This is a genomic window from Ruminococcus sp. RTP21198st1_G1_RTP21198_201120 (assembly GCF_040924265.1).
Lineage (GTDB): Bacteria > Bacillota > Clostridia > Oscillospirales > Ruminococcaceae > Hominimerdicola > Hominimerdicola aceti.
Map to the genome: position 1 here is coordinate 163,509 of NZ_JBCOMH010000003.1, position 25,195 is coordinate 188,703.

21 protein-coding genes and 2 tRNA genes are annotated in these 25,195 nt (G+C 43.0%); 9 read left to right on the forward strand and 14 right to left on the reverse strand.

Annotated elements, in window-relative coordinates; all coding sequences use genetic code 11:
- Nucleotides 1-55: 55 nt before the first annotated feature.
- Nucleotides 56-5,824, reverse strand: a complete 5,769-nt coding sequence (locus AB5627_RS03255) for a DUF3320 domain-containing protein (RefSeq protein WP_368369668.1) — start codon at nucleotides 5,822-5,824, stop codon at nucleotides 56-58.
- A 235-nt stretch (nucleotides 5,825-6,059) separates the two neighbouring features.
- Between AB5627_RS03255 and AB5627_RS03260 the strand changes: the two genes are divergently transcribed.
- Nucleotides 6,060-8,810, forward strand: coding sequence for a glycoside hydrolase family 3 C-terminal domain-containing protein (locus tag AB5627_RS03260; protein ID WP_022288110.1), 2,751 nt, complete (start codon nucleotides 6,060-6,062; stop codon nucleotides 8,808-8,810).
- Between the two features lie 146 nt (nucleotides 8,811-8,956).
- Here AB5627_RS03260 and AB5627_RS03265 read toward each other — a convergent pair.
- Nucleotides 8,957-9,033 (reverse strand) — tRNA-Met (locus tag AB5627_RS03265).
- Between the two features lie 150 nt (nucleotides 9,034-9,183).
- Between AB5627_RS03265 and AB5627_RS03270 the strand changes: the two genes are divergently transcribed.
- Nucleotides 9,184-9,260, forward strand: a tRNA-Pro gene (locus AB5627_RS03270).
- A gap of 24 nt (nucleotides 9,261-9,284) precedes the next feature.
- On the opposite strand, the gene AB5627_RS03275 is transcribed toward AB5627_RS03270, so the two are convergent.
- The 4 genes from AB5627_RS03275 to AB5627_RS03290 form a co-directional block, all read right to left on the reverse strand.
- Nucleotides 9,285-10,193 (reverse strand): site-specific integrase, encoded by a 909-nt coding sequence (locus AB5627_RS03275; protein ID WP_265290579.1) that lies wholly within the window; start codon nucleotides 10,191-10,193, stop codon nucleotides 9,285-9,287.
- A 75-nt stretch (nucleotides 10,194-10,268) separates the two neighbouring features.
- Nucleotides 10,269-10,502, reverse strand: coding sequence for a hypothetical protein (locus AB5627_RS03280; protein WP_216553666.1), 234 nt, complete (start codon nucleotides 10,500-10,502; stop codon nucleotides 10,269-10,271).
- Nucleotides 10,503-10,776: 274 nt separating this feature from the next.
- Nucleotides 10,777-11,970: an RNA helicase domain-containing protein gene (locus AB5627_RS03285; RefSeq protein ID WP_265290580.1), complete on the reverse strand. Its 1,194-nt coding sequence runs from the start codon at nucleotides 11,968-11,970 to the stop codon at nucleotides 10,777-10,779.
- Nucleotides 11,971-12,465: 495 nt separating this feature from the next.
- On the reverse strand, nucleotides 12,466-12,639 hold the full coding sequence (locus tag AB5627_RS03290; protein ID WP_265290581.1) for a hypothetical protein: 174 nt from the start codon (nucleotides 12,637-12,639) through the stop codon (nucleotides 12,466-12,468).
- A gap of 192 nt (nucleotides 12,640-12,831) precedes the next feature.
- On the opposite strand from AB5627_RS03290, the gene AB5627_RS03295 reads away from it, so the two are divergent.
- A complete protein-coding gene (locus tag AB5627_RS03295) occupies nucleotides 12,832-13,056 on the forward strand; it encodes a hypothetical protein (RefSeq protein WP_265290582.1) in 225 nt (74 codons plus the stop codon).
- Nucleotides 13,057-13,060: 4 nt separating this feature from the next.
- A complete protein-coding gene (locus tag AB5627_RS03300; RefSeq protein WP_265290583.1) occupies nucleotides 13,061-13,315 on the forward strand; it encodes a hypothetical protein in 255 nt (84 codons plus the stop codon).
- A gap of 31 nt (nucleotides 13,316-13,346) precedes the next feature.
- On the opposite strand, the gene AB5627_RS03305 is transcribed toward AB5627_RS03300, so the two are convergent.
- From AB5627_RS03305 to AB5627_RS03335, 7 genes are all read right to left on the reverse strand, one after another.
- Entirely contained in the window at nucleotides 13,347-14,144 is a 798-nt protein-coding gene (locus AB5627_RS03305) for a zonular occludens toxin domain-containing protein (protein ID WP_265290584.1), read from the reverse strand.
- A gap of 280 nt (nucleotides 14,145-14,424) precedes the next feature.
- Nucleotides 14,425-14,670 carry a hypothetical protein gene (locus AB5627_RS03310; RefSeq protein WP_265290585.1) on the reverse strand — a complete coding sequence of 82 codons (246 nt, stop codon included), beginning with the start codon at nucleotides 14,668-14,670 and terminating at the stop codon, nucleotides 14,425-14,427.
- Nucleotides 14,671-14,860: 190 nt separating this feature from the next.
- The gene (locus tag AB5627_RS03315; RefSeq protein ID WP_265290586.1) at nucleotides 14,861-16,474 is read right to left on the reverse strand and encodes a hypothetical protein; all 1,614 of its coding nucleotides are present in this window, start codon (nucleotides 16,472-16,474) and stop codon (nucleotides 14,861-14,863) included.
- Nucleotides 16,475-16,544: 70 nt separating this feature from the next.
- Nucleotides 16,545-16,724 (reverse strand): hypothetical protein, encoded by a 180-nt coding sequence (locus AB5627_RS03320; RefSeq protein ID WP_265290587.1) that lies wholly within the window; start codon nucleotides 16,722-16,724, stop codon nucleotides 16,545-16,547.
- Nucleotides 16,725-16,740: 16 nt separating this feature from the next.
- Entirely contained in the window at nucleotides 16,741-17,016 is a 276-nt protein-coding gene (locus AB5627_RS03325) for a hypothetical protein (RefSeq protein WP_267300922.1), read from the reverse strand.
- A gap of 381 nt (nucleotides 17,017-17,397) precedes the next feature.
- Nucleotides 17,398-18,921 (reverse strand): xylulokinase, encoded by a 1,524-nt coding sequence (xylB, locus tag AB5627_RS03330; protein ID WP_022288557.1) that lies wholly within the window; start codon nucleotides 18,919-18,921, stop codon nucleotides 17,398-17,400.
- Between the two features lie 244 nt (nucleotides 18,922-19,165).
- Nucleotides 19,166-19,345, reverse strand: coding sequence for a hypothetical protein (locus AB5627_RS03335; protein ID WP_022288558.1), 180 nt, complete (start codon nucleotides 19,343-19,345; stop codon nucleotides 19,166-19,168).
- A 386-nt stretch (nucleotides 19,346-19,731) separates the two neighbouring features.
- On the opposite strand from AB5627_RS03335, the gene serC reads away from it, so the two are divergent.
- The 5 genes from serC (at nucleotide 19,732) to AB5627_RS03360 (ending at nucleotide 24,294) form a co-directional block, all read left to right on the forward strand.
- Complete coding sequence (gene serC / locus AB5627_RS03340; protein ID WP_022288559.1) at nucleotides 19,732-20,814, forward strand: 3-phosphoserine/phosphohydroxythreonine transaminase; 1,083 nt, start codon at nucleotides 19,732-19,734, stop codon at nucleotides 20,812-20,814.
- Between the two features lie 26 nt (nucleotides 20,815-20,840).
- Nucleotides 20,841-21,008, forward strand: coding sequence for a hypothetical protein (locus AB5627_RS03345; protein ID WP_022288560.1), 168 nt, complete (start codon nucleotides 20,841-20,843; stop codon nucleotides 21,006-21,008).
- Nucleotides 21,009-21,030: 22 nt separating this feature from the next.
- Entirely contained in the window at nucleotides 21,031-22,182 is a 1,152-nt protein-coding gene (locus tag AB5627_RS03350) for a 3-phosphoglycerate dehydrogenase family protein (RefSeq protein ID WP_022288561.1), read from the forward strand.
- 120 nt (nucleotides 22,183-22,302) lie between these two features.
- A complete protein-coding gene (locus AB5627_RS03355; RefSeq protein ID WP_022288562.1) occupies nucleotides 22,303-22,596 on the forward strand; it encodes a hypothetical protein in 294 nt (97 codons plus the stop codon).
- 123 nt (nucleotides 22,597-22,719) lie between these two features.
- Complete coding sequence (locus AB5627_RS03360; protein ID WP_368369669.1) at nucleotides 22,720-24,294, forward strand: IS1182 family transposase; 1,575 nt, start codon at nucleotides 22,720-22,722, stop codon at nucleotides 24,292-24,294.
- A 182-nt stretch (nucleotides 24,295-24,476) separates the two neighbouring features.
- On the opposite strand, the gene AB5627_RS03365 is transcribed toward AB5627_RS03360, so the two are convergent.
- Nucleotides 24,477-25,145, reverse strand: coding sequence for a redox-sensing transcriptional repressor Rex (locus tag AB5627_RS03365; protein ID WP_022288442.1), 669 nt, complete (start codon nucleotides 25,143-25,145; stop codon nucleotides 24,477-24,479).
- Between the last annotated feature and the right edge of the window lie 50 nt (nucleotides 25,146-25,195).

Below are 25,195 nucleotides of genomic sequence, written 5' to 3' on the forward strand. Positions count from 1 at the left end.
TAGAAACCACCGCTGGGAGGAAAACTCTCGGCGGTGGTTTTGGTTTGTTTGCGTATTATTTTGCGGAGATGTTTCCGCTTTCTGATTTTTTGATAAGACCTGCGGTGAGAGCTTTTTTCAGGGTGTAGCTTATTACGCTCTCCGTTATGCCCACAGCTCTTGTGTAGCCGAATTTCTTGGCTGTTTCTCTTACGAGGTCGGTTTCTGAAAGGCTTATCTGCTGGCAAAGCACTTCTTTCACGGCGTTTATTATCTCCTCGGAGGGGATATCCTCCATGCTTCGCTTGTTGGTATCGTCGCTTGTACGATAGATAGAATAGCTTTCAGGGGATTGCCCCTCTTTCCAAAGGAAAACTCTGTTTTCATCGGCTGTGGCAAATGGTGAAACGCCTTGTGCGGCATCGGCAAAGACGCTTTCCACTCTTGAGCCGCTTCGTGTTATGCCCCATGCGGTGAAAACTTTTCTCATGAAAAGCTTCTCGCTTATTGGTGCTTCGACAGCGATTATCTTTTCGGCTGTTTCCCTTATTTTCTGCTTGTTTTCGGGTTTATAAAAGTCATCAGATGTACCCATTATGCCAATATCTGCGGTCACATAGGGCTGTGCAAAGGCTGATGTGAGGGCGGAAGCTTCTTCTCTTTCAAACTGCGATGTGGAATAGACGGCAGGCTTTGAGGGGGGAGCGGTTTCGGCTTCATGCTTTGGTGCGCTGTCTATGGCGGCTTTTATGTTTCCCAGAACTCGGTCCTTATCGTCAAACCAATCGAGCGTCCACACTCTCAGGATATTCCAGCCAAGACCGTTAAGCACGCTTGGCTGTAGGATAAATCTATCCTGTGCGGTTGAGCTGTGGAGAGTGTTTTCGCCGTCAAGGAGTATTCCCAAGAGATACTCCTTTTCGTTGTCAGGGTCGATTATGCCGATATCAACTTTGAACTCGGAGCTTCCGATGTTGCATTTCACCCCATAGCCAAGCTCTTTTATGGCTTTTGCGATACACTCTGTTACAGTACTGTCGCTTGTGCTTTTTGTGGTGCTGTGGGCTGTTACGGCAAGCTTTCCACGCTCGGCAAACTCCAGGAAGCCTTTAAGTCCTGCAACGCCCTCGGAACGTGTTCTTGAAAGGTCTATCTGCTCAGGACGGAGGACAGAGTAGACTATCATGGCTTTTCTTGCACGGGATATTGCTACATTAAGTCTTCGCCAGCCGCCGTCACGGTTGAGAGGGCCGAAGTTCATTGAAACCTGTCCCTTTTCGTCAGGACCATAGCCGACGGAGAAGAGTATAACGTCACGCTCGTCGCCCTGGACGTTTTCAAGGTTTTTGATGAAGACCGGCTCTGGTGACTTTCTGTCAAGCTCTTCAAGCTCAGGGTGGTTTGCCCACTCTTCGCAGAGCATATCGTCAATGAGATTTTGCTGAACGGAGCTGAATGTTACAACACCTATGCTGTCATTGCGGAGCGTTTCATCGCTCATTCGTCTTATTATCTCGTCAACAACGGCTCTTGCTTCCGCCTTGTTCTGCTTTGTTCTGCCCTTGTCATAGTGACCCTCGGGGTGGATGATGCTCACCTTTGAAATGAGGTCGTTATGGGACGGGAATGTGAGAAGCTTATTGTCATAGTATTTCATGTTGCTGTAGGCAATAAGGCTCTCGTGGCGTGAACGATAATGCCATTTGAGATACTGCTGTGGCATGGAGATAGCAAGGCAATCGTCAAGGAGGCTTTCAAGGTCTTCTTTTTCGCTGTTTTCTTCGTCTATCCGATTTGAGGAGAAGAAGTTTGTTGGTGGGAGCTGTTTAGGGTCGCCCACAATAACAACGTTCTCGCCCCTTGCGATAGTGCCTGCGGCTTCGGCTGTTGGAAGCTGTGAAGCTTCGTCAAAGATAACAAGGTCAAATTTCGGGAATGACGGGTCTATATACTGTGCAACTGATATGGGGCTCATGAGCATACAAGGGCAGAGCTTGCGGAGAAGATTTGGTATCTTATCGAAAAGGCTTCTAAGTGACATCATTCTGCCGTTGCTCTTTATGGCACGTTTGAGTATGCCCATTTCAGAGGTGGAAGCGCAGGCTGAGCCTTGGGCAGGTATTTTTGCGGAAAGACGAGCCAAAAGCTCCTGTATAGTCAGGCGTGAGAATTTATCGAGAGTGTCTTTGAACTGTGTGATAAGGTCGTTTGCACTGTTACTGCTGAACTGGCTAAGACGTTTATCGCTGTTTATTATCATAAGTGCAAGCTGATAGTTTAGCGTGCAGGAGAATGCTTTTTCTACGTTTTCGCTGTCAACATTGCCTGTGCGGTAGCTTTCGCTGACACCTGAAAGTCCGTTGTCTGAAAGCTCTTTGTCAACGCTGTTGAACTGGGCGGCGTATCTAAGCTTATCGGCGTTTTCGGCATAGGTATTAAGCTTTTCTGTAGATAAGCCAAGCCAATCTGCACTTGCTTCTATGGCGGTCATGTTGGCTGAGAAGCTGTCCTCAAAGGCTGAAAGTTTTTCAAGGAACGAGGAGAGAGCCTGTACCTCAGAAGTGCAGTTTGCTTTTCCGATAGTCTGAGCCATTTGTGCAGGGTCAGCACCCGCTTTCTGCTTAATGGCATTCATAATGCTGTCGGTTTTTGAAACGGCTTTTTCAAGGACATTCCAATCGGTCTGCTCGTTCATGTAAATACCTGTGAGAAGCGCTGTTACATCTGACGGCAGGCTTCGCAGGAAGTCTTTCTTTTCGCTTATGGTGCAAAGCTTATCGAGAATTTCACCAAGGTTTGCTTTTGTAACGAAAGCAGGGTCTTTGGCGTGGAGCTTTATTCTCTTTGTGAGCTTTCCAAGCTTCATTGCTTTTGGCAGGAACCAGCTTTGAACTGCCTGCTTGTATACCATTCTTGACTCTGAGGCAGGGAAGTCAAAGACGCTTTTTTCAAAATGGCTGAGGATATCGGTGCAGAGAGCGGTATACTCTTTTCCTATGGCAAGAGTATCTTTGATCTTTTGCAGGGTGATATCATAGTGAGGTGCGCAGAGAAGTCCGTCAAGAAGTTCACCGTCAGCGGTGGAAGCTTTGTATATGTGTGAAAGCATTTTTACTGCTGTCTTGTCAAGGTCGCCGCTGTAGCTATAAGCCTGTGCGAGAGTTTGTGCGCACAGAGAGGAAGCGGTGGCTTTTTGGGCAAGGTCGGCGGCTTCGGTGTGGAACTTGTCACGCTGTTCCATAGAATATGATGTAATGCCGATATCTTTAAGTGGGAAGTTGGCAAAGTCGCCTGTTTCGGCTATGGCTATTGAATATCTATGCACAAGGTTGCTGAAGCGGTCGAGAGTTTCTTTTGCCAGGTTTGCGAAGATATCTTTTGAAACTGATATTTTGTCTTTTTCGGATATACTGCGCTCATAGGCTGATATAGCTTCATAAAGGGTCACACCACAGTTACGCTTTTCGTGAAGTGCGGTTATGGTATCGTTGAGCTGGGCTTTCTGAGCTTTGAGCCTTGCGGCTTCGGCTGAATACTCCTCGGGAGATTTTATTTTGCCCACTTCAAGGGCTTTGTCAAGCTCTGCAAGGACAGTGGTCTTGTTGGTTTTATTGGAGTGGAGTTCAAGGCAGAACGGGTCAAGCCCTAGGTTTGCAAGACGTTTCTGCACCACGTTGAGGGCTGCCATTTTTTCTGCAACGAACAGCACAGACTTGTCATTGTAGAGGGCATTTGCTATCATATTTGTGATAGTCTGAGATTTTCCTGTTCCCGGAGGGCCGTGGAGGACAAAGCTTTGTCCGCTTCCTGCTGCGGCAATGGCGGCAAGCTGTGAGGAGTCTGCACTCATTGGCACTGCCATGTTTTCAAGGTCAAGGTCGGAATCAATATTCTCAGGGGTTATGCTTATATCCTCGGGGGCATAGGTGAGAGAGCCAGCCATAAGGCTGGACACCACCTTGTTTTGGCTTATCTCCTCTGAGCGGTTGCGAAGGTCGTTCCACATTACGAACTGGCTGAACGAGAACAGACCGATAAAGGCATATTCCTCGATGTTCCAACGCTTTTTGCCCATAACCGCCTGACGGATAGTATTGAAAACAAGTGGCAGGTCTATGCCGTGTTCGTCAAGTGGGAGAGGGTCAAGACCTGTGATACTTATGCCGTGGTCTTGGCGGAGATATTCAAGAAGCGTGACGTTTATTTGAGTTTCTTCCTGTCTGCTCCTTATTATATAGCCCTTATTGCGTGTGTTGCGGACGATGTCTATAGGGATAAGCACCAAAGGGGCATAGCGTGGCTTTTCGGAAAGGTCGCTTTCATACCAGCGGAGAAGTCCCAGAGCGAGGAAAAGGGTGTTGCTGCCGTTTTCCTCCATGCTTACTTTTGCGGAGCGGTAGAGGCTTTTAAGGGCGGAGTCAAGGTCGGCTTCATTAAGGAACGTTCTTATGCGGTTGTTTTTGAACTCGTTCTCGGCGATATTTGTCACAAGGTCCTTTTCGTTCTCGATAGCGAATATTTTTGCGTCACGAGTGGAAACTGTCCACTCGGTAGGTATTTCCATGATACGGAAGTCACTTCCGCTTGCAAGCTCGTCCTCAAGCTTTCCAAGGTCGGCGGTCATAAGCTGCATGGTGTTCTTTGTGACACGGAAGTTCAAAAGAGAATTTCGCAGGCTGAAATCAAGAAGCTTTCTTTCCCATATGCGCATTTTTGTGACGGGTTTATCGTTGCCCTCTGCCACTTTGCCAAGAAGCGAGCTGTTAAGCTCGGAGGGGGCGAGCATCTCTTTTGGCTTGTCGGATTCTTCTGCAAGCTGCAGACCTGAATAGGTTTGCTCGGGACGCAGTGGGATAGGTCTTATGCCACTTCCACGGGTGCGGATAATGTCTATGACGCATTGAAATTCCATGTTGCTTATATGGTCTTTGCCGTGTTTCATGGCATGGTCGAAACGCTCGACATCGTGAACGTTGCTGTCAACAAAGTCTGTACACTCCACAAGGAGCATTTCTTCGGCATTTTCTGCAATGCGCTTTTCAATGGCGGAAACATCGTCAACGCAACAATCTGCGAAAGTTTCGTTTTCAAGCCAACAGCCGCAGAATGCGTGACCTGTCATGAAAAACAGCAGAGGGTGAAGTCCCACCGCTTCAAGGCAGGCGGCATAAAGCACTGCAAGGTCAAGACAAGTGCCCATTTTTTGCTCCAAGACCTTATGCGGCAGGCGTATCCTCTGACCTATGACTTCATAGCTTGCAGGGGGATCGTTGTAGACTATTTTCTGCTGAACAAGGGCGGCAAAAATTGCTGCCATTTGAAGCTTCACGTTGTTTGGGTTGTTGGTCTGATAGCCTGTGAAAGAGGGGTCGCCTTTCCACTTTTTCAGGAACGTGGAAGCGTCATGAATGACTGGGGAGAGCGCAGGGTGATTTGGCGTAACAAATGCGGCTATCATCTCAGGCATTATGTTCAAACCGCTCCACTGATCGCAGGCGAGAAGCTCTATAGTGTTCTGATAGGTGAAGATATTTTCACCCTTTTGAAGCACCTCAATGGTGATATTGCCCACCATTTTTTCTGTAAGAGAGAAAAGAAGATCTGTGTTGGTAGATATTCTCACAGGGGATATCTCGGCAGAACTTTTTGCGGGGATAGAGCCGATATAATATGTAAATTCCTTTGCAAACTCAGGCTCAAAGGTTATTTTAAGGCTGATATTCTCAAGGACTTCCTCTGAGTTGTTATTTACTACAAGGCTTCTTATGACAGGGACATAGTTTTGCTGCATGGCAAAGTTTATAGATGCGTTTATGTGTCCGCCGACAGTGACGATATTATCCACTTTTACCCCTCCGACAATAATTTTTTTAATAAGGAACACCGAACAAGAAGCGTGCGGTGCAGTCATATATACTCATTATAGCACAAATAAACACATTGTGCAATATTTTTCCTTAGGACAGGATATGTTATATAAAAAGTAAACCCATTGTTCATAGTATCTTTATTGAATAGGTGGGAGGGTTGTGCTATAATACACTTTGAAATTCAATAGAAAATTTGGAAAGGTGAAAGCTATGGAAAGAATACTTGATTGGAACAAATATCTTGATACTGCGGCGAAAATGGTTTCTGAGGGAATCGTTATGCTCAAAAATGAAAATAATGCTCTGCCACTTGATACAGACAAAGAGGTGGCTGTTTTCGGACGCATACAGTTTCATTATTATAAAAGTGGAACAGGCTCGGGAGGAATGGTGAACGTTACTAAGGTAGTGAACATTCTGGACGGGCTTATTGATAATGGCGTAAAGGTCAATGAGAAACTTCTTGACACATACAGAAAATGGGACAAGGAAAACCCATTCGACTTAGGCGAGGGCTGGGGCGGAGAGCCTTGGTCGCAGAAAGAGATGCCACTTGACGAGGGGCTTGTCAAAGAAACTGCAAAAAGCTGTGAAACTGCCATTGTGATAATAGGCAGGACGGCAGGCGAGGAGCAGGACAACAGGCTGGAGGCAGGCTCTTATTTGCTAAGCGATGACGAGATAGCTATGCTCACGGTGGTGAGGGAGAATTACAAAAAAGTTGTTTTGCTTCTTAACGTGGGAAATATCATTGATATGACCGACATAAACAGAATTGCCCCTGACGCTGTGCTTTATGTTTGGCAGGGGGGAATGACAGGCGGAAAGGGTACGGCAGACGTTTTGACAGGAAAGGTCAGCCCAAGCGGAAAGCTTCCTGACACTATCGCATACAAGGTGTCGGACTACCCTTCGGACGCTAATTTCGGCAGGGAGGAAAACAGGGATATTTACGCTGAGGATATTTATGTGGGATATCGCTATTTTGAGACTTTTGCTAAAGAAAAGGTGCTTTATCCGTTCGGATTTGGTCTTTCATACACTGCGTTTGAGATAAAGACGGAAAAGGCTGAGATAACAGAGGGGGCTGTGAAGCTTTCTGTATCGGTGAAAAATATCGGTTCTTACAAGGGCAAAGAGGTAATAGAGGTCTACTGCGAAGCTCCGCAGGGAAGGCTCGGCAAGGCGGCTAGAGTGCTTTGCGGCTTTGAAAAGACCAGGGAGCTTGTACCGCAGGAAGAGCAGGTGGTTGAGATAGCAGTGGATATCGCAAAGCTTGCTTCTTATGACGATTCGGGTGTGACGGGCAACAAGTCATGCTATGTGCTTGAAGCAGGGGAATATAAATTCTATGTGGGCAGTGACGTGAGAAGTGCTGAATATGCTTGCAGTTTTGAGCAGGGTGAGGATCTGGTAACAGAAAGGCTCACTCAGTCGCTTGCTCCTGTGGAGAGTTTTGAGAGGATAAAGCCTGTTTGCGAGGGCGGAGCTTTCAGCATTGGCAGAGAGGCTGTGCCTGTATCTGAGGTAGACGAAAGTGCAAGGCGTTTGGAGAAGCTTCCGAAAGAGATAGCATACACTGGTGACAAGGGCATAAAGCTTTGGGACGTTAAGAACGGCAAGAACACAATGGACGAATTTATTGCACAGTTTTCAGACTATGACCTTTCCTGCATTATAAGGGGCGAGGGCATGGGAAGCCCTAGGGTCACGGCTGGTACGGCATCGGCGTTCGGGGGAGTGTCGGAAAATCTCAATGGCTTTGGCATACCTGCTGGCTGCTGTTCGGACGGTCCGTCGGGCATGAGACTTGACTGCGGCACAAAGGCTTTCAGCCTGCCGAACGGTACTATGATAGCTTCTTCGTTCAACAAGGAGCTTACAAGTGAGCTTTTCACTTTTATGGGGCTTGAAATGGCGGCTAACAAGGTGGATTGTCTGCTTGGCCCTGGAATGAACATTCACAGACACCCTTTGAACGGCAGAAACTTTGAGTATTTCTCGGAAGATCCTTTTCTTACGGGCAAAATGGCGGCGGCTGAGTTAAAGGGCATGGCTGGTGCAGGGGTGACAGGTACGATAAAGCACTTCTGTGCGAACAATCGTGAGACAAACAGGCATTTTATCGACTCGGTGGTATCGGAAAGAGCACTCAGGGAGATATATCTAAAGGGTTTTGAGATAGCGGTAAAAGAGGGAGGAGCTTCCTCTGTTATGACCACATATGGCATAGTAAACGGCTTGTGGACGGCAGGAAACTTTGACCTTAACACAGTGATACTTCGTGAGGAATGGGGCTTCAAGGGCTTCACCATGACGGACTGGTGGGCGAACATAAACGTTCGTGGAAAAGAGCCTGACAAGACGGATCTTGCAGCTATGGCTAGGGCGCAGAACGATGTTTACATGGTTTGTCCTGACGGAGAAAAGAATGACGACAACACGCTTGTTGCCCTTGAAAATGGCGGTATAGAGAGGTGTGAGCTTCAGAGAAATGCGGCGAACATATGCGGATTTCTTCTTCACACTAATGCTCTTAAGCGTGCGGAGGGTATAGGAGATACTGTCAAGGTGATAAACCGAGAGGACGAGGAGCAGGAGGACGACAAGCCTGTACAGTTTTATAAGGTAGACCGTGACATAACTCTTGACCTTAGTGATGTTGACACAAAGAAAGGCACTTCTTATAGCTTTGCTCTTGACCTGTCAAACTTCGGTATTTACAGGGTGATAGTTACGGCAAGTTCTACGCAGAGTGAGCTTGCGCAGATACCTATGACGCTGTTCAGCATGGGAACTGCGGTGGGTACGTTCACGTTCAACGGCACTGGCGGCAAGGCTGTTTCAATGGAAAAGGAAACGCCTATGTTCTCACGCTTCACAACTTTCAGGATATACTTTGCGCAGAATGGGCTTGACCTGCACAGTATCAGGTTTGAGCTGACGGACAAGGAACGTTGATTTAAGGCTGGCGTTATGTTTTGTGCAAGTGAATAAACAGCAAGATCGGTCAGTAGATCCAAAATGGGATTACTGGCCGATCTTTTTGTGGTATTTGTGGGTGATCTGGGCATGAAAAAAGGACTATCAAACGATAGTCCTGAAACTGGTTGCGGGAGCTGGATTTGAACCAACGACCTTCGGGTTATGAGCCCGACGAGCTACCGAACTGCTCCATCCCGCGATATTTTACTGCTTTTTTACTGCTCTCTCCTGAGTGCTTATTTATTATATCACAAATGAATGTGAATGTCAATACCTTTTTTGCAATTTTTTTATTTTGACTGAAAACTCTTGACTATTGTATCCAAATCGGGTATAATATATACGATATCGGGGTGTGGCGCAGATTGGTAGCGCGCTACCTTGGGGTGGTAGAGGTCGCCTGTTCAAATCAGGTCACTCCGACCAAAAGCCCTCGGTGCGGTTGTTAAATTAATTATCTAATTGTATCTTATCGACCGCCTGACGGCGTAAATCATCATAAGAGTGCAAATAAATATTTGTGGTGTCAAGCTTTGTGTGCCCGAGCAGGTCGGCAACTGTCTTGACATCAGCTCCATTAGAAGTAAGCAGACTTGCGAAAGTGTGACGGAATTTGTGCGGCGTGAGGTGTGGCAAGCCCTCTGAGTGTGTCTTTTTCCATTCCTCATTCTTGCGAATAAACATTGTGTTATATTCCTCATGATAACGGCGAGGGCTGAGAAAATTCTTTGAACGTGGATTGCCAAAAACGAAATCACAGGTAACAGGCAGTGTAAGAAGAAGTTTATAAGCCGTTTCGTTAAGTTCAACGTAGCGGAACTTGTGATTTTTAGTATCATCGACCAATCTTGCACGCCCTTTGAGAACAACTACAGTTTGACAAACAAAGATACGGCGTGCCTTTAAATCAACGTTTTCCCAACGCAAGGCGAGTATTTCCTCACGGCGTAGACCTGTCAAGCACTCAAAGCGGAACATCTTCATTATAGTGCTATCGCCCGAAGTCAGAAAGGCGGCTTGTTCTGCCGTAAATGATAGCTGTTGCACTGTTTCAGGGCGTTTTCTGCACCGCCTTAACTCGAATGCAGATAGGTCAATAGGCGTATAACGGCAAGCGTAAGCGTAACGCATGATACGTTTAAGGACACTGCGGAGCTTTTTCACTCTGTCAATGCAGTATGTATCATCACATATCTTGATAAGGTTATTGAGATCAGAAAGACCGATTTCTGAAAGTTCCTTGCCGTTAATCGGCTTGCAATTCTGCTCAATTACATAATCGGTTTGCTCAGGGTAGCGGACAACGCCCTCTAAATAAGAGGGGCGAAAGTCCTTGTAATAAAAATCTTTAAATTTCATGGTAATAACTCCTTTTGCGTGGGTGTTATTTGGGTGTAGTCATTCCATGTATTGGCGTACATGGGTTTATAATGACTACACTCTTTTTGTTGTAATAATGCGTGTGGTAGGCTTGAAAGCCTTTTTAAATGCACTGTAGCGGTGCTGTGCGTTGTATTCTTCAAGAAACGTTCTGAGGAGCGTATCACGCTCAGCAGGACAGCACAGATACACAATCCTTTTATCCTCTCCTTTCTCCTTGCCTATCGTGCCACAGAGCCACAAATAGAACAGGTTAATTTCTTCCTTGCAAATTTCTTTTTGCTTCATGATGTACCTCCTGATTTATTTATACCATATTTTTACGGCGTTGTAAAATTGCCGTTTTCTTACATTAAATATTTTTACTTTATTTTGTTTGGCTTGTTTTGCTTTTTCGGCTTTTGAGTTGGCTTTTCTTTATCGTGTCACTTATGCCACGGCTGACGCTGTGGCGGAACGGCAAGCGACCGATTTTGCTTTGCTCAATCGTTCCATTGCCTAAATTTTTAACCTCTTACAGTCGCTTTGCTCCTTTCAGAGTTTAAAAATTTTCCTCGTGACACTAACTTTGCGATTTATTTTCAACAAATTTTGACGTTAAGCCGTCCATAAGTGTGAACAATCCCATTTGTGAAACCTCGTGACGAACGTGTGAACACTGTTCACGGATAGCGTGGCTATCACAATGCAGGTCAAAATCAACGTTGTATTTACAATAAAATGTGCCGCTATTGTTCTCGGCGGTATATTTGAAACAATACACTATATCATCAATACGCCTTGTAAGCTGTTCAAGCTTGTCTATGCCGTCATTACGTTCAGCCGCCTTTTGATAGAGTTCTGTAGGCAGGAACGGCGAGGTTATATATACTTCCGTCCATAACGTCATTTTATTGCTGTATCGTGCAGATACCTGAGAGCGGTACTTGTCAAGCAGAATGAGCAAGTAGCTGTATGAGATACGCCCACGGAACTCATCAAGAATAAGTATCGGTTCGCCTTGGTAGCCGTCAAAAGGGTGGTCATAGTCGGTCACACGATAGATATTTACATCACCATGCTTTTCACAAAGTTCAATGTATGTGTATGATTTTCCGCACCCAGTACCGCCAAACAGCCAATGTACTTTGACATCACGTTCGGGCGGTGTGTTGTCCTTACGATACAAATAAAATAACTCTTCTGTTGCAGTTTTGGACTTGATAGCCTGCGGAAACTGTCGGTAAATATCGTTTGGAGTTTGTCCGCTGTAAATAAGGTCACGGATATCAGACATTGAAATCAAATCGTTACGCTTGCCTTGACAGCCTTTAATCTCACCGACCTGCGATTTTGCTATAATCTTTTCGCCCTTTTCCTCGAACTTGCCAACCTTGTTTATATAATCCTCGACTTGCTTTTTGTTTCCTTTGGTTATCTCAATATGTACTTTAGGAAAAAGCTTTTTCAAGGCAGACAGCGGGCGGAACGTCTTCTCACTTTCAAACACACAATGCAAGTGTTCAAGACCGAGGGCAGACACGCAGAATAAAACCGCTCCTGTTCGCTTATCATCATCACCGACCCATTTATTAAGAACATCATCACATATCTGTTGTTCTGTCAATGAGTGATACTCCGTAGGCTCTTGCTTTAATATAACCGCCTTGCCGTTCTCGTCTTTGATTATCTCCCCCTCTTCATTGTGCTTGTATGTAATATCGTAGCGAGGGTTATTTATAACACAGAAAGCAGAGCGGCAATTAAACTCCGCCATATATAGAAACACCACCTTATCTTGTATCAGAAGTTGTCACAAAATTTTGTGACATGGGAAAACACGCATTTACGCTGTTTAAACTACTTTGTATCATGTATCAGAAGTCGGGGGTAATACTAACCCCGACTTTTTCCGAGGGGTTGAGAGATTCCAAAAGAAAAACCCAACAAGTGAAAGAGCTGCACATTCGTGCAGTTTTCGGCTCTTTACCTTTGTCTAAGTCGAAAGTTCGCAAGCCGAAAATCTCCAGAGCCGACGGCTCCGACAGCTACGCCGTCTGAAACGGTCGCAGACCGACCGCCCCGCAGGAGCGGGGTTTGGTTGAGAAGGACATAAGTAGGTATTGACAAAGGGGAAATTGTTCTCCCTATCAAAGTTTCGAGATTTAATCGTCATCATCTTTCCAAAAAAGAAAAAATATTAACCAATGTCAAAATCAACACGATATAAAATTAGTTTTTTCATTTTAAACACCCTTTCATATTCTAAGTTTTATGTTTCTTCAAGCATTTGCTTAAGTTCTGCAATCAGCTTTGATAAAGCTTCATATTCGCAATCAGCATGAATATTATAAGCCTTTTCGATAATAATTCTAAGCTGTTCACGCTTTGCATACTTAATTGCAAGCTCTGTTGCAGTTGGTATTGTTGGCATAATATTTTTCATTATAATCAATCCTTTCTGCGGTTTGTGGGTTATCCGCTTTCCCTTTGTCTGTATATATTATACTACGGGATACCGTAGAGATATACATATATATAGTAAACTATTTGTAAAGAAACTGTTACGGGATACCGTAGAAATAATTGTTGACATTTACTAAATTATGATGTATAATAATAGCAAGGTGGTGATTTAATGGCAGTATCAGAAGCACAAAGAAAAGCCCGTGATAAATGGGATAAGGAAAACACAGAGAAAGTGCAATTTAAAGCACCTAAAGGGTTTAACAGAATGATAGAGGACAGAGCAAAAGAACTAGGAATGTCAAAGGCAGGGTATTTGAAATATGCTGTCAGACAGGAGATAAAATCAGCAGAGGACAGCCACATTGTAATAAAGACACATACAGACGAGGGGTGAGAACATGGGTTTAATTGAAATGAGCGAAACAGCAGTTGCAACGGCTGTTGTGATAGCAATAGTTGCTATCATAATCAACATAATATTGTTTGTTGCGATAATCTGCACAGCAGGCAACACAGAAAAGACCTACAAGGAATTACAGGAAACAAACAAGCGACTTGAAATGATGAACAAGAACTTGTTAGACACTAATATGATACTGATTAATAGATTTAGTCAGGGCAATAATTACAACAAAGACAACAACTCGCAGTGAGCCTAACGGCAACCACTGCGAGTTGTTTCATTTACCAAGCATTTTTCCGCTTACGAATAGATTTCTTTTGCTTTCGGTCAAGTGGCTGTGTGTTAGGCTCTATGCCCTCACGATTGGCGAGTATTTCTTCATCACTGAGATACTCTTTAGCAAGCATATTTGTGACAAGCTGTGATGTATCGTAGAGCTGACGGCGTTTATTTGTTTGTAAGTATGTGCGGTTATACATCTGAGCAGGAGTATAAGCCTTATTTTCCGAATAGAGTTCGTATTCCTCTATATCATAGGTGTAACCTGTCTGTATACGGCAGAATGGGTGCTTGAAGTGCGTATGGCAAGCGGTCACATCTGCGGTGATATCTCTTATTTGTTTGTCAAGCAAGTTGAAACGTTGCACTGTTGCATATATCATCATACGCCGTTTACGGCATTGGCACAAATGCTGAAATAAAGGTTTAGGAACGGCACATTTACCGCCCGAGAAGTCACGGCTATTGAATATAGTACCTATTTCATCAATAAGTACAAGCGTGTTTTTAGGGGCGTTGAGGATATCTTGTGCAGTGTTCAAGGGGATTATCTCAGTATAATCGGGGAAGTTTTTGATATTGATATTTGTCAAGATATGAAGTTGCGGATATTTGCGACAGAGTTCATAAGCTTCAGCGACCATAAGCGAGGTTTTACCTGCTCCGAATTTACCGACAAATAAGTGTATGCCCCAACCATTGAATATTTGCGACCAATTAAAATATAAAGCTGTAGCCTTATCATAGGCAGTATAAGCCGCCAAGGACGGCAGACGTACAAAGTAATCGAATAGAACCATTTAATCACCTTTCAGAAAGAATATTATAAGTATTATGCACTCGACAGTGAGTGCGATATAAAGCGGTAAAAAGAACATTGCTACCTCCGAGGATTGAAAAAGCGTATCATAGCATTGTAAAGCATTTTCCAAAGCAGGAAAAGCATTAAGCAAGCGAACACAAATTCAATGCACAACACACCGAATTGTTTCCACGTTTTAATAACGTCAATAGCGGCTAAGTCACAGCCGAGGAGCTTTAGCAACTGATAACAGGCGTTTTGAACATCATATAACACATTTACCACCCCTCTTTCTCAGGCTCTTGATTGTCGCTCTGTGGCGTGTCCTGTGGCTGTTCAGCCGATTGCTTTTTTAACTCCTGTTCCTGGTATAGTGCTTCTATAAGCCGTTTACGAGGAAGCAACAAGTCTTTTTCAGATTTAAAGGCGTGCAAGTCCATAAAGAACGCAACCACGCCAAGAACTGCACTGATAGCAAGAATTACTATCAGTGACAGGACGAATAATTTTAATATTGCAACCATTTTAACAACTCCTTATGTATTGTGGAAAAGATAACGTAACAGGGCAACGGAGCAGGATATAACAAACAATCCTATAATCATTGCACCTACTGTAAAACTAAATTCACCGAAACGAATACGCAAGCACATTAAGTGTTGAATTGAAACAAAAAGCGACTTCATAAGTGAAAACCAATCCATTTTGCACCCCCTATTTCAAGACCCATTTAACAACGCATATTGCTAACATGACAACAAAGAAAGAGATGAGGATAGTTAAAAACGTTGTGGGCAAAATGCCGATACTTGCAGTTAAGAACTTGAAAAAGTCGGACGAGCCGTCAAAAACTGATTTAATGCTGTCAAGTCCGAAATCAACAGAACCGAAATTTTTATCAAGATTTTTTTGTTCCTCATACTTCTCGAAATCGTCAGGAGCAAGACCGCTTTCTCCGTTTTTATCCATATCATAATCATACATATAATCAGGAGTCAACTTCTTATCAAGGTAATCAGTAAACGGCTTGTTTGTATCCATTTCAGCACCATTCTTGAAGATTTTCGGCTTATATTCAGGATAATCTTTATAATTAAATGCCGTTGACGTTACACAATAGTAATCAGGCATTACAACGTCTGTTCCCTCGCCTGTTTCGGGGTCAGCATTTACTGTTACAATCTGCTTTGTATTCAAAGAACCTTGATTGCACAAATAACCTTGATTGTCAAGGTCAAAGTAATCAGGAGTAGGAACTGAAAGAGAGGTCAAGCGACCATATACCACGATATAAAGCTTTGTATCGGCTGTGAACTGTGAACTATCAAGATTTTCAAGATTGATAGTAACATTCTTGACAGAGCCACCCTTACCAATAATGTAACCTGCATTTATGCCCTCTGCCTTTATCCATTCTGCAGGCTCTTTATTGTCGTCCGTAACATCATCAACAACGCCGCTTGTAGTATACATATATTTGCCATAGTCCAAAGAAGTATAAACAGCGTTTTTAACGCTTTCTTCATAAGACGACTTTTCAGGCGGGGAAGTAGTAATATAACATACAAATTCATATGTATAATCTTTAAGTTCATCATAGCTGTCACGGAGTTTTAAAAATTCGTCCGTTAGTGTGACACGGACGTTAAGACCATTGCTTTCAATTTCCTGTCCGTCATTACTTGCACCCGGAGCGACAAGAGTTCCCTTGCGGCTCATGCCCTCAGAGAGAGCAGGGGAATAATCGACAGTAAAGGGAACTGGTGGGGCGGAAGGCTCTAATTTATTATCAAAATTATCCCAATCATACAATTTTGAATGTATATAAACCTTTGCCGAAGAAATATCAAAGCCGTCTACGCCAAAATGGTAAAGAATACCCGAATATTTGTAGTCAGGTGTGGGAGAATTATCAAAGCGAAAGGATGAATAAAAAGATTTATAATTATTACCATTTGCATAAAAATACATAGAAACACGAGAAATATCAAAATCAGAATGAGACAAATAACGAAACTGATTATCAGTAAAATAATAACACATCAACGCATCATCAGGTAGCCAAATCATAGAAGTATTAACATCGCCTGAAGAGTTTTTTGTATAAATCAAAGCATAATTTTGAGGGAGAGTGTCAAAATGTTCAGAATAATAAGAAATAACATCAGAAGAATGAGGAATATCAGAAGTACTATTAACGACAGACCATTTAACTTTTGAAAAATCATTTTTTTCAACAGTATCAACAGCAAACGCAGGAACGGCACAACATATCATTAACACCATAGCGGAGAGGATTGACACGAACCGCCGAAGTTTTATTTTCATATTTTTTTCTCCTTTCTAAAATAAAAAATGCGGAGCGGATTAACCGCCCCGCACAAGCGAGATATACGGCTTACTTATGTGTAAGCTTTCTGATAACGCCAATTGCAACGCCGAGGAGCGATGCACCTACAAAAACCATAACAAGCGGATTGCTTGTCATAAGTGTCCAAACCTGTGACACAAGATCAGTAATAGTTGTTACTCCCGAAGTAATGGAAGCTGTTTCACCTGTAAGAACAGTAATAGGCATAATTTAATCTCCTTTCTTAATCGATTATGTCTATACTTTCAACAAAAAGCTTTTCAGCACCGCCGAAAGTACGAACGCCATAATTAATATTTACATGGCTATCAATGATAGCCGCAGAGTTAGGAAAAGTTTCCTGCAAGACCTTTGTTGAAACTTTAGCGATATGTATTTCATATCCTATCACTTTCTCGTCCTTACTTTCCTTTAGGCAAAAAAGCGTGTAGTTTTCCCACTCCTTGCCAGTTTCCTTAACAACTCCACTGTTTTTCTTAAAACCTTTGACAATATACATCTTGTCATACCTCCAAATCAATTAATATTTTTTTGTAGTTCTCTTGACTACAGTTATATTATATAACATTAAGCAAATGGCGTAAATGCTTGTAATATTTCGTGTCAATGTATAAATTGTTAAAATAACGCACTAACAAGCTGAACTTTTTGTAATATTTCTATGCACAATAAAACCGCCGATATTTAAACAAAATACGGCGGTTTATATCCTAAAATTTTCTATTTGTGTTTGGGGTGGTAGAGGTCGCCTGTTCAAATCAGGTCACTCCGACCAATATGTAAAAACGGCTTTCCTCTATTGTGGAGAGCCGTTTTTTAGTTGTCAAAATATTCTAACACAAAAAAGCTCCGACGGCAAATCGGAGCTTTTGGTTTTATATTACATCTTCGCAAGCTTTGCAAATTCTGCTTTCAGTGCAGGATAGATCTCTGTGTAAAGCTTGTAGTATTTCTCATACTCAGGTACTCGCTCTGCTTCAGGCTGCTGTACCTTGTCGGTCTTTACTACTGCCTTACAAGCTTCCGGTACTGATGAGTAAATGCCTGCGCCTGTTGCCGCAAGAAGTGCTACGCCAAGGGCTGGACCTTCTTTCGATGAAGCTGTTTTTACAGGGCAGTTGTAAAGATCTGCGAGCATTGATCTCCACAGCGGTGAGCTTCCGCCGCCTCCGCATGCCATCATGTCGGATACGTTGATATCCATTTCTCTGAATACCTCAACGCAATCTCTCAGGGAGTATGATACGCCCTCCATTACTGCTCTCAGCATATCACGCTTTGTGTGCATTGCGGAAAGTCCGAAGAATACTCCTCTTGCGTCAGGGTCAAGATGCGGTGTTCTTTCGCCCATGAGATATGGCAGATAGAGAAGTCTGTTTGCACCAACAGGCACTTTCTCTGCTTCCTTATCCATGAGATAATATTCGTCAACGCCCATGCACTTTGCTGTTTCTTTCTCTGCATTGCAGAAATTATCCCTAAACCATTTCAGCGAAAGTCCTGCGCCTTGTGTAACACCCATAACGTGCCATGCGTTCGGCACTGCTGCACAGCAGGTGTGAACTCTGCCCTTTGGGTCGATAGAGATAGAAGAAGTGTGTGCGAATACAACGCCTGATGTTCCGATAGTTGTGAACGCCTTACCGTCCTCTGCAACGCCTGTTCCGATAGCCGCAGCGGCATTGTCGCCTGCTCCGCCTACTACTATAGTACCCTCTTTAAGTCCTGTAAGCTCAGCCATTTTCTTTGTGACCTTGCCTGTTACCTCGCATGACTCGTACACCTTGCCCAGCATTGACATATCAATGTCAAGCGTATCGCAGACTTCCTTTGACCAACAGCGGTTTGGCACGTCAAGAAGCTGCATACCGCTGGCGTCGGAAACCTCTGTTGCATATTCGCCAGTGAGGATAAATCTCAGATAGTCCTTTGGCAGAAGAATGTGTCTGCACTTTTCATATATATCAGGCTCGTTGTTCTTTACCCAAAGAATTTTCGCAGCCGTCCAGCCTGTGAGGGCAGGGTTTGCTGTTATCTTGATGAGCTTTTCTCTGCCTAGCTTTTCGTTCATTTCTTCAACTTCTGCAGCAGTTCTCTGATCGCACCATATTATGGACTTTCTAAGAACGTTGTTGTCCTTATCCAGCATAACAAGTCCGTGCATCTGACCTGAGATACCAACACCTGCAACGTCCTCTTTATTTACACCGCTTTTGGTCATAACAGCCTTGATAGTGTTTATCATTGCGTTTGCCCAGTCAGCAGGATCTTGCTCTGCATAGCCGTTTTTAGGCTGATACATAGGATATTCAATAGTTACAGAAGAGATAACAGTGCCCTTTTCGTCAAAAAGCACCGTCTTAGTGCCGCTTGTGCCGCAGTCTACGCCGATTACATAAGCCATATTTTTTACTCCTTTATAATATGTATAGTATCATTTGTTTTTGCTAAAACGATTACATTAATTATACAATATTTCTCTCTGAAATGCAATACCCATAAAACGTTTTCGCAAAATTTATCTGCACATAAAAACAGGACGGTGGGGCTACCGTCCTATAAGTTTGTTGAAAGACCTGTCGAACTTGTTGGCGGGACGTCGTGTCTGCGTTATTGGCAGGGTACGGTTTTATACCGCCATTTTAAGTCTAGTCTGCTTTCTCAAGCACAAAGAATGTGCTGTTGTTTTCGCTTTTCATTTCCTTTATAGCCCAGCCTGCCGCAATCAGACTGTTGAGCTTTTCAACTCGCTGAAATCTGTCCATATCCGGGGCTTTTCCATCATGGGCTTTGTCCTCATTTCTTGAAACATAAAATATCTTTTGCATATATATCCTCTTTCCCTGAGAGTGACAATTGTTCCCCGATTTTTATACAACTGTCGCATTTTATTGATTACATTATACTACACAAATATGGAGATTTCAAGGAATACCAAAAATTTTAACCTCTTTTTAACGCTTTAGTATTATTCTGATTTTTCATGCTTTTCAGTGCTTATTATATATAACGGCATAGGTAAGGTGAAAAAATGCACGTTTTCAGGGCTGCTTTATGTGCTGATATGTACAAAAACTTATGACGAGTGAGTATTTTTATATGACAGCCCTTGACTTTTTTTTATAAAAGGCATATAATAATATTATTAATTTATATATTTATAGTCTTTATAAATAATGAAACTAAGAAACTAATTTATATGGAGGGTTTAACAATGGGTAGAGTATATAACTTCAGTGCAGGTCCTGCTGTACTCCCTGAGGAAGTGCTTAAGGAAGCTGCCGATGAAATGCTCGATTATAAGGGCACAGGTATGAGCGTAATGGAGATGAGCCACCGTTCCAAGGCGTTCGATGACATCATCAAGGAAGCTGAAAAGGACATCAGAGATCTTATGGGTATCCCTGATAACTATAAGGTACTGTTCCTTCAGGGCGGTGCTTCTCAGCAGTTCGCAGCCGTTCCTATGAACCTTATGAAGAACAAGAAAGCGGCTTACATAATCACAGGTCAGTGGGCTAAGAAGGCTTATCAGGAGGCTCAGAAATACGGCGAGGCTGTTGCTGTGGCTTCTTCTGCTGACAAGACTTTCTCTTATATCCCTGATTGTTCAGATCTGGATATCCCAGAGGACGCTGACTATGTTTATATCTGCGAAAACAATACTATCTATGGTACAAAGTACAAGACTCTGCCTAACACAAAGGGTCACACACTTGTTGCAGACGTTTCTTCCTGCTTCCTGTCTGAGCCTGTTGACGTAACAAAGTACGGCGTTATTTACGGCGGCGTTCAGAAGAACGTTGGTCCTGCCGGCGTTGTTATTGCTATCATCAGAGAAGATCTTATCACTGACGATGTTCTCGAGGGAACACCTACAATGCTCAAGTGGAAAACTCAGGCTGACGCTGACTCTCTTTACAATACACCTCCTTGCTATGGCATCTACATCTGCGGCAAGGTATTCAAGTGGATAAAGAAAATGGGCGGTCTTGAGGCTATGAAGGCTCACAACGAGAAAAAGGCTAAGATACTCTATGATTATCTTGACCAGAGCAAGCTTTTCAAGGGCACTGTTGTTCCTGAGGACAGATCTCTTATGAACGTTCCATTCGTAACAGGCGACGCTGAGCTTGACAAGAAGTTCGTTGCTGAGGCTACAGCAGCAGGCTTTGTAAACCTCAAGGGTCACAGAACTGTTGGCGGTATGAGAGCTTCTATCTACAACGCAATGCCTATCGAGGGCGTTGAAAAGCTTGTTGAGTTCATGAAGAAGTTTGAGGCTGAGAACGCATAATCAGATTTGATCGAGGTGAAATTTCAATGCTTCATCGATTGCTTCATATGATAAGCACTGCTGATTTGATCAAAAACAATCCGGACGATTGGCGTGATAAGCTTAATGAAAGAAGTAAGTCAAAAGGCAAAGTTGTTCTCGTTCTTTTCGCTGTAATACTTGTTCTTTGCCTGTTTGTAAGAATTATCACTTAAATAGATGAAAGAGGTTAGTTTAATGTACAACATATTGACTTTGAATAAGATCGCCGCTTGCGGTACAGATATTTTCGACAAGGCTAAGTACACAGTAAGCGACAATGCTGAAAATCCTACCGCTATAATGGTACGTTCAGCAAAGATGCACGATATGGAAATGCCTGAGAGCCTGCTTGCTATTGCAAGAGCAGGTGCTGGCGTAAACAATATTCCAGTTGAGAAGTGCGCAGAGCAGGGAATCGTTGTATTCAACACACCTGGCGCAAACTCAAACGCTGTTAAGGAGCTTGCTATTTGTGCGCTTCTTCTTTCTTCAAGAAAGATAACAGAGGCTGCTGCATGGGCTGCATCACTCAAGGGCACTCCTGACGCTCCAAAGACAGTTGAGGGCGGCAAGTCTAAGTTCGCGGGTCCTGAGATATTGGGCAAGACTCTTGGCGTAATCGGTCTTGGTGCTATCGGCGGAAAGATCGCAAACGCAGCCGTTGCACTTGGCATGGACGTTATCGGCTATGACCCATTCCTTTCTGTAAACGCAGCTATCCAGCTCGAGCCTGCTGTAAAGGTAACTGCTGATATCAACGATATTTACAAGAACAGTGACTATATCACTATCCACGTTCCTTATACACCTGACACAAAGAACACTATCGACGAAGCTCAGATAGCAATGATGAAGGACGGCGTTCGTCTTATCAACCTTGCAAGAGGCGAGCTTATCAACAGTGCGGCTGTTGTAAAGGCTATCAAGGACGGCAAGGTTGCAAAGTATGTAACAGACTTTGCAGATGATGTTGTTCTTGGCGAGGAGAATGTTATCGTTCTTCCACACCTTGGCGCTTCTACACCTGAGTCTGAGGACAACTGCGCAACAATGGCGGCTCACGAGCTTATCGACTATATCGAGAAGGGAACTATCAAGAATTCTGTAAACTTCCCTAATGCAGAGCTTGCTAAAACAGGCGACCACCTTGTTTGCGTGCTTCACAAGAACGTTCCTGCTCTTATTGCACAGATCACATCTGTTGTATCTGACAAGGGCGCAAATATCGAGAACCTTGTAAACAAGTCTAAGAAAGACTGGGCTTACACAATGCTCGATGTTACAGGCGACGTTGACGCTGACGCTTTCAAGTCTATCGAGGGCGTTGTTGGCGTAAGAGTTCTTTAATTGTTGATAAAAGAAATTTTATATGCAGCAATGAGGCTGCCCACGGACGAACTGCGTCTTGGGCAGCCTTTTTTGATACAAAAAAAGCTATAATTTAAGTGAAAAATGGAGGAATTTAAAATGGACAAACTTATAACAGCAATTTTATTTATCGGAATACCAATGGCACTGACTCAGCTTATTTACAGGATAATTGACCACAAGGGTAACAAGACTGCAAAGCTTGCGGAGCGTTTTCCTGTGCTTGTGAAAAGAAAGTTTCTTGTGCAGATAGGCGGAGCAATGGCGTTCGTTATCGTGTTCGGGCTTATCTCGCTTCTGCTTGACCTGCCTATCAAGGTGTTTTTCATTGTGTGCGGAGTTGTAGTGGGCGTGATAAACGGCATGGCGGTCACGCTTATGTACAGAGATTAGTCGGTTGCAACGTGGCAACTGATGAAAAAGAAAAGGCGCTGTAAAAAAACGCGCAATAAAAAAAGACTGCAACCACCCTTAAAAGGGTAGGAAAGCAGTCTTTTTTGTGGTATAATAAATTTGATGAAAAAATACCAACAAGAATATAATACACCATATCAATTAAAATTTCCTATAGAAATTGAAAAAATTATTGAAACAACAGATCCGGTATATACATTTTGTGAAGTTATTGATCATATTGACCTAAATAAATACCTGACGACTGAGGAACGCAGGACAGGCAGACCAAGATATGATGAAAAAACTTTGCTAAAAGTAATACTGTTCGCATTCATGGAAAATGGCTATGAATCATTAAGAAAAATAGAAAAGCTGTGCAAAACAGATATCCGCTTTATGTGGTTATTACAGGACGAACTGCCGCCAAGCCATATGACGATAGACAATTTTATGAACAATGTGCTTAACGGAAAAATAGAAGATATATTCGCTGACATCAATGCTTACATATTTGAACAAGAAAACGTAGATATGGATCATGTGTACATAGACGGAACAAAGATCACAGCCAACGCCAACAAATACAGCTGGGTATGGAAAAAGAGCTGCGAGAAAAATCGCGTGAAAGTATTTGCAAAGACAACAGAACTGTTAAGTGAGATAAATAAAAGAATAGCCGCATTTGGTGTGAAATTCGGAGTTCGTGAAGAATATGCCATCGAATATCTCGAACAGATATTAAAGCAATATATACAGCTTTGCGGTTTTGATCCTGCTTCTGCTGTCAGGGGACGTGGACATCATAAAACTCCAGAACAGCGATATTATGATAAGCTTACAAGTTACATTGCGAGACTAAAAAAGTATGCAGAGCACATAAAAATATGCGGCAATGAACGAAACAGTTATTCCAAAACAGACCATGATGCAACATTTATGCGTATGAAAAAAGACTATATGGGAAACGATCAACTGCTCCCAGGTTACAACATACAATTTGGCGTTTGCGATGAGTATATCGCCGTATATGACGTAAAGCAGTATGCCTCGGATATGGATTGCTTCAAGCCGCTTATGGAAAAATTCCACAGAATATATGGAAAGTATCCTGAATATCCAGTTACCGACGCAGGCTATGGAAGCTTCAACAACTATCTGTACTGTGAAGAACACGGAATGGGAAAATACATGAAATTTACCATGTATGAAAAAGAAAGCAAGAATATTAAATACCATAATGATCCATACAGAGCAGTGAATTTCCGCATAGATGAAAACGGTGATCTGCTGTGTCCTAACAACAAAAAATTCCATTACGTTTACAGTCGACCCATAAAGGGAAACAAATATGGGAGAACAGAAGAATTCTATCAGTGTGAAGAATGTGCAAACTGTTCTCATAAAGAAAAGTGCTGCAAATGCAAGGGAAATCGCATAGTTTGCATAAATGAAGAATTGACTGCATTTCACAAAGAAGTTTTAAACAATCTTAATTGTATTCATGGAGCGCTTCTCAGAATGAACAGAAGCATTCAATCTGAGGGTGCAAATGGTATCATCAAGTGGAATCGGTCATACACAAGAGCCAGAAGACGTGGCTTAAATGCCATGAATTTAGAAATTGCGATGATTTGCTGTGGTTTTAATCTGCATAAATTTCACTTGAAGAAGATCGCAATCAGAAAAGCAGCCTGAAAAAGATATTTTTCAACATTTTAATAATCGGCAAAAAGCGCTGTATTTCTGCCGGTGTGTTTGCTGTACCCTTTTTTCAAGATTAGATAGTTCTTTTTTGCTGTGTGATATATTAAAGCCCGTGGGCTTCCATATCGAGGAAATCCACGGGCTTTGTTGCGCTTTTTTTTACAGCGCCTTTTTTATTCGATCTCTTCGCTGTTGTCAGTATCAGTGCTTGTTATGATATTTGTTGCATATGTAAGTGTAAGCAGGCTGTCACCTAAATGGACATTTTCCACAACTATGTTTTCATAGTCGATGCTAAGATCATAATGTGAAAAATTCCAGAACGCTTTCAGACCAAGATTTACAAGCTGGTCTGCAATAGCCTGAGTGTTTGCCTTCGGTATACAAAGCACAGCTACAACAGGGGAGTTTGCTTCGCAAAAGCTTTCTATATCATTAGTGTGACGAATCGGTATGTTTCCTACCACTTCACCAGTGAGCTTAGGGTTTATATCAAATATGCCTATGAGATTGCAACCCCTTGTTTCAAAGTTAATATGTGTGGCGATAGCTTTACCAAGGTTTCCTGCACCGATAAGTATGGTCTTGAAATGCTTGTCTACTCCGAGTATCTTGCCTATTTCCATTCTAAGCTCGTCAACGTGATAGCCATATCCCTGCTGACCGAATCCGCCAAAGCAGTTAAGGTCTTGTCTTATTTGTGAAGCCGTGAGCTTCATTCTCTCAGAAAGCTCCCTTGAAGATATTCTTTCAAGTCCTTCTTTTTGAAGCTCACCTAAAAATCTATAATAACGTGGCAGTCGTTTTATTACTGATGTGGATATCGAACCGTCTTTAGACATATATTTACACTTTCCTTTACTAATAAACATGATTGATAAATAAATAACAA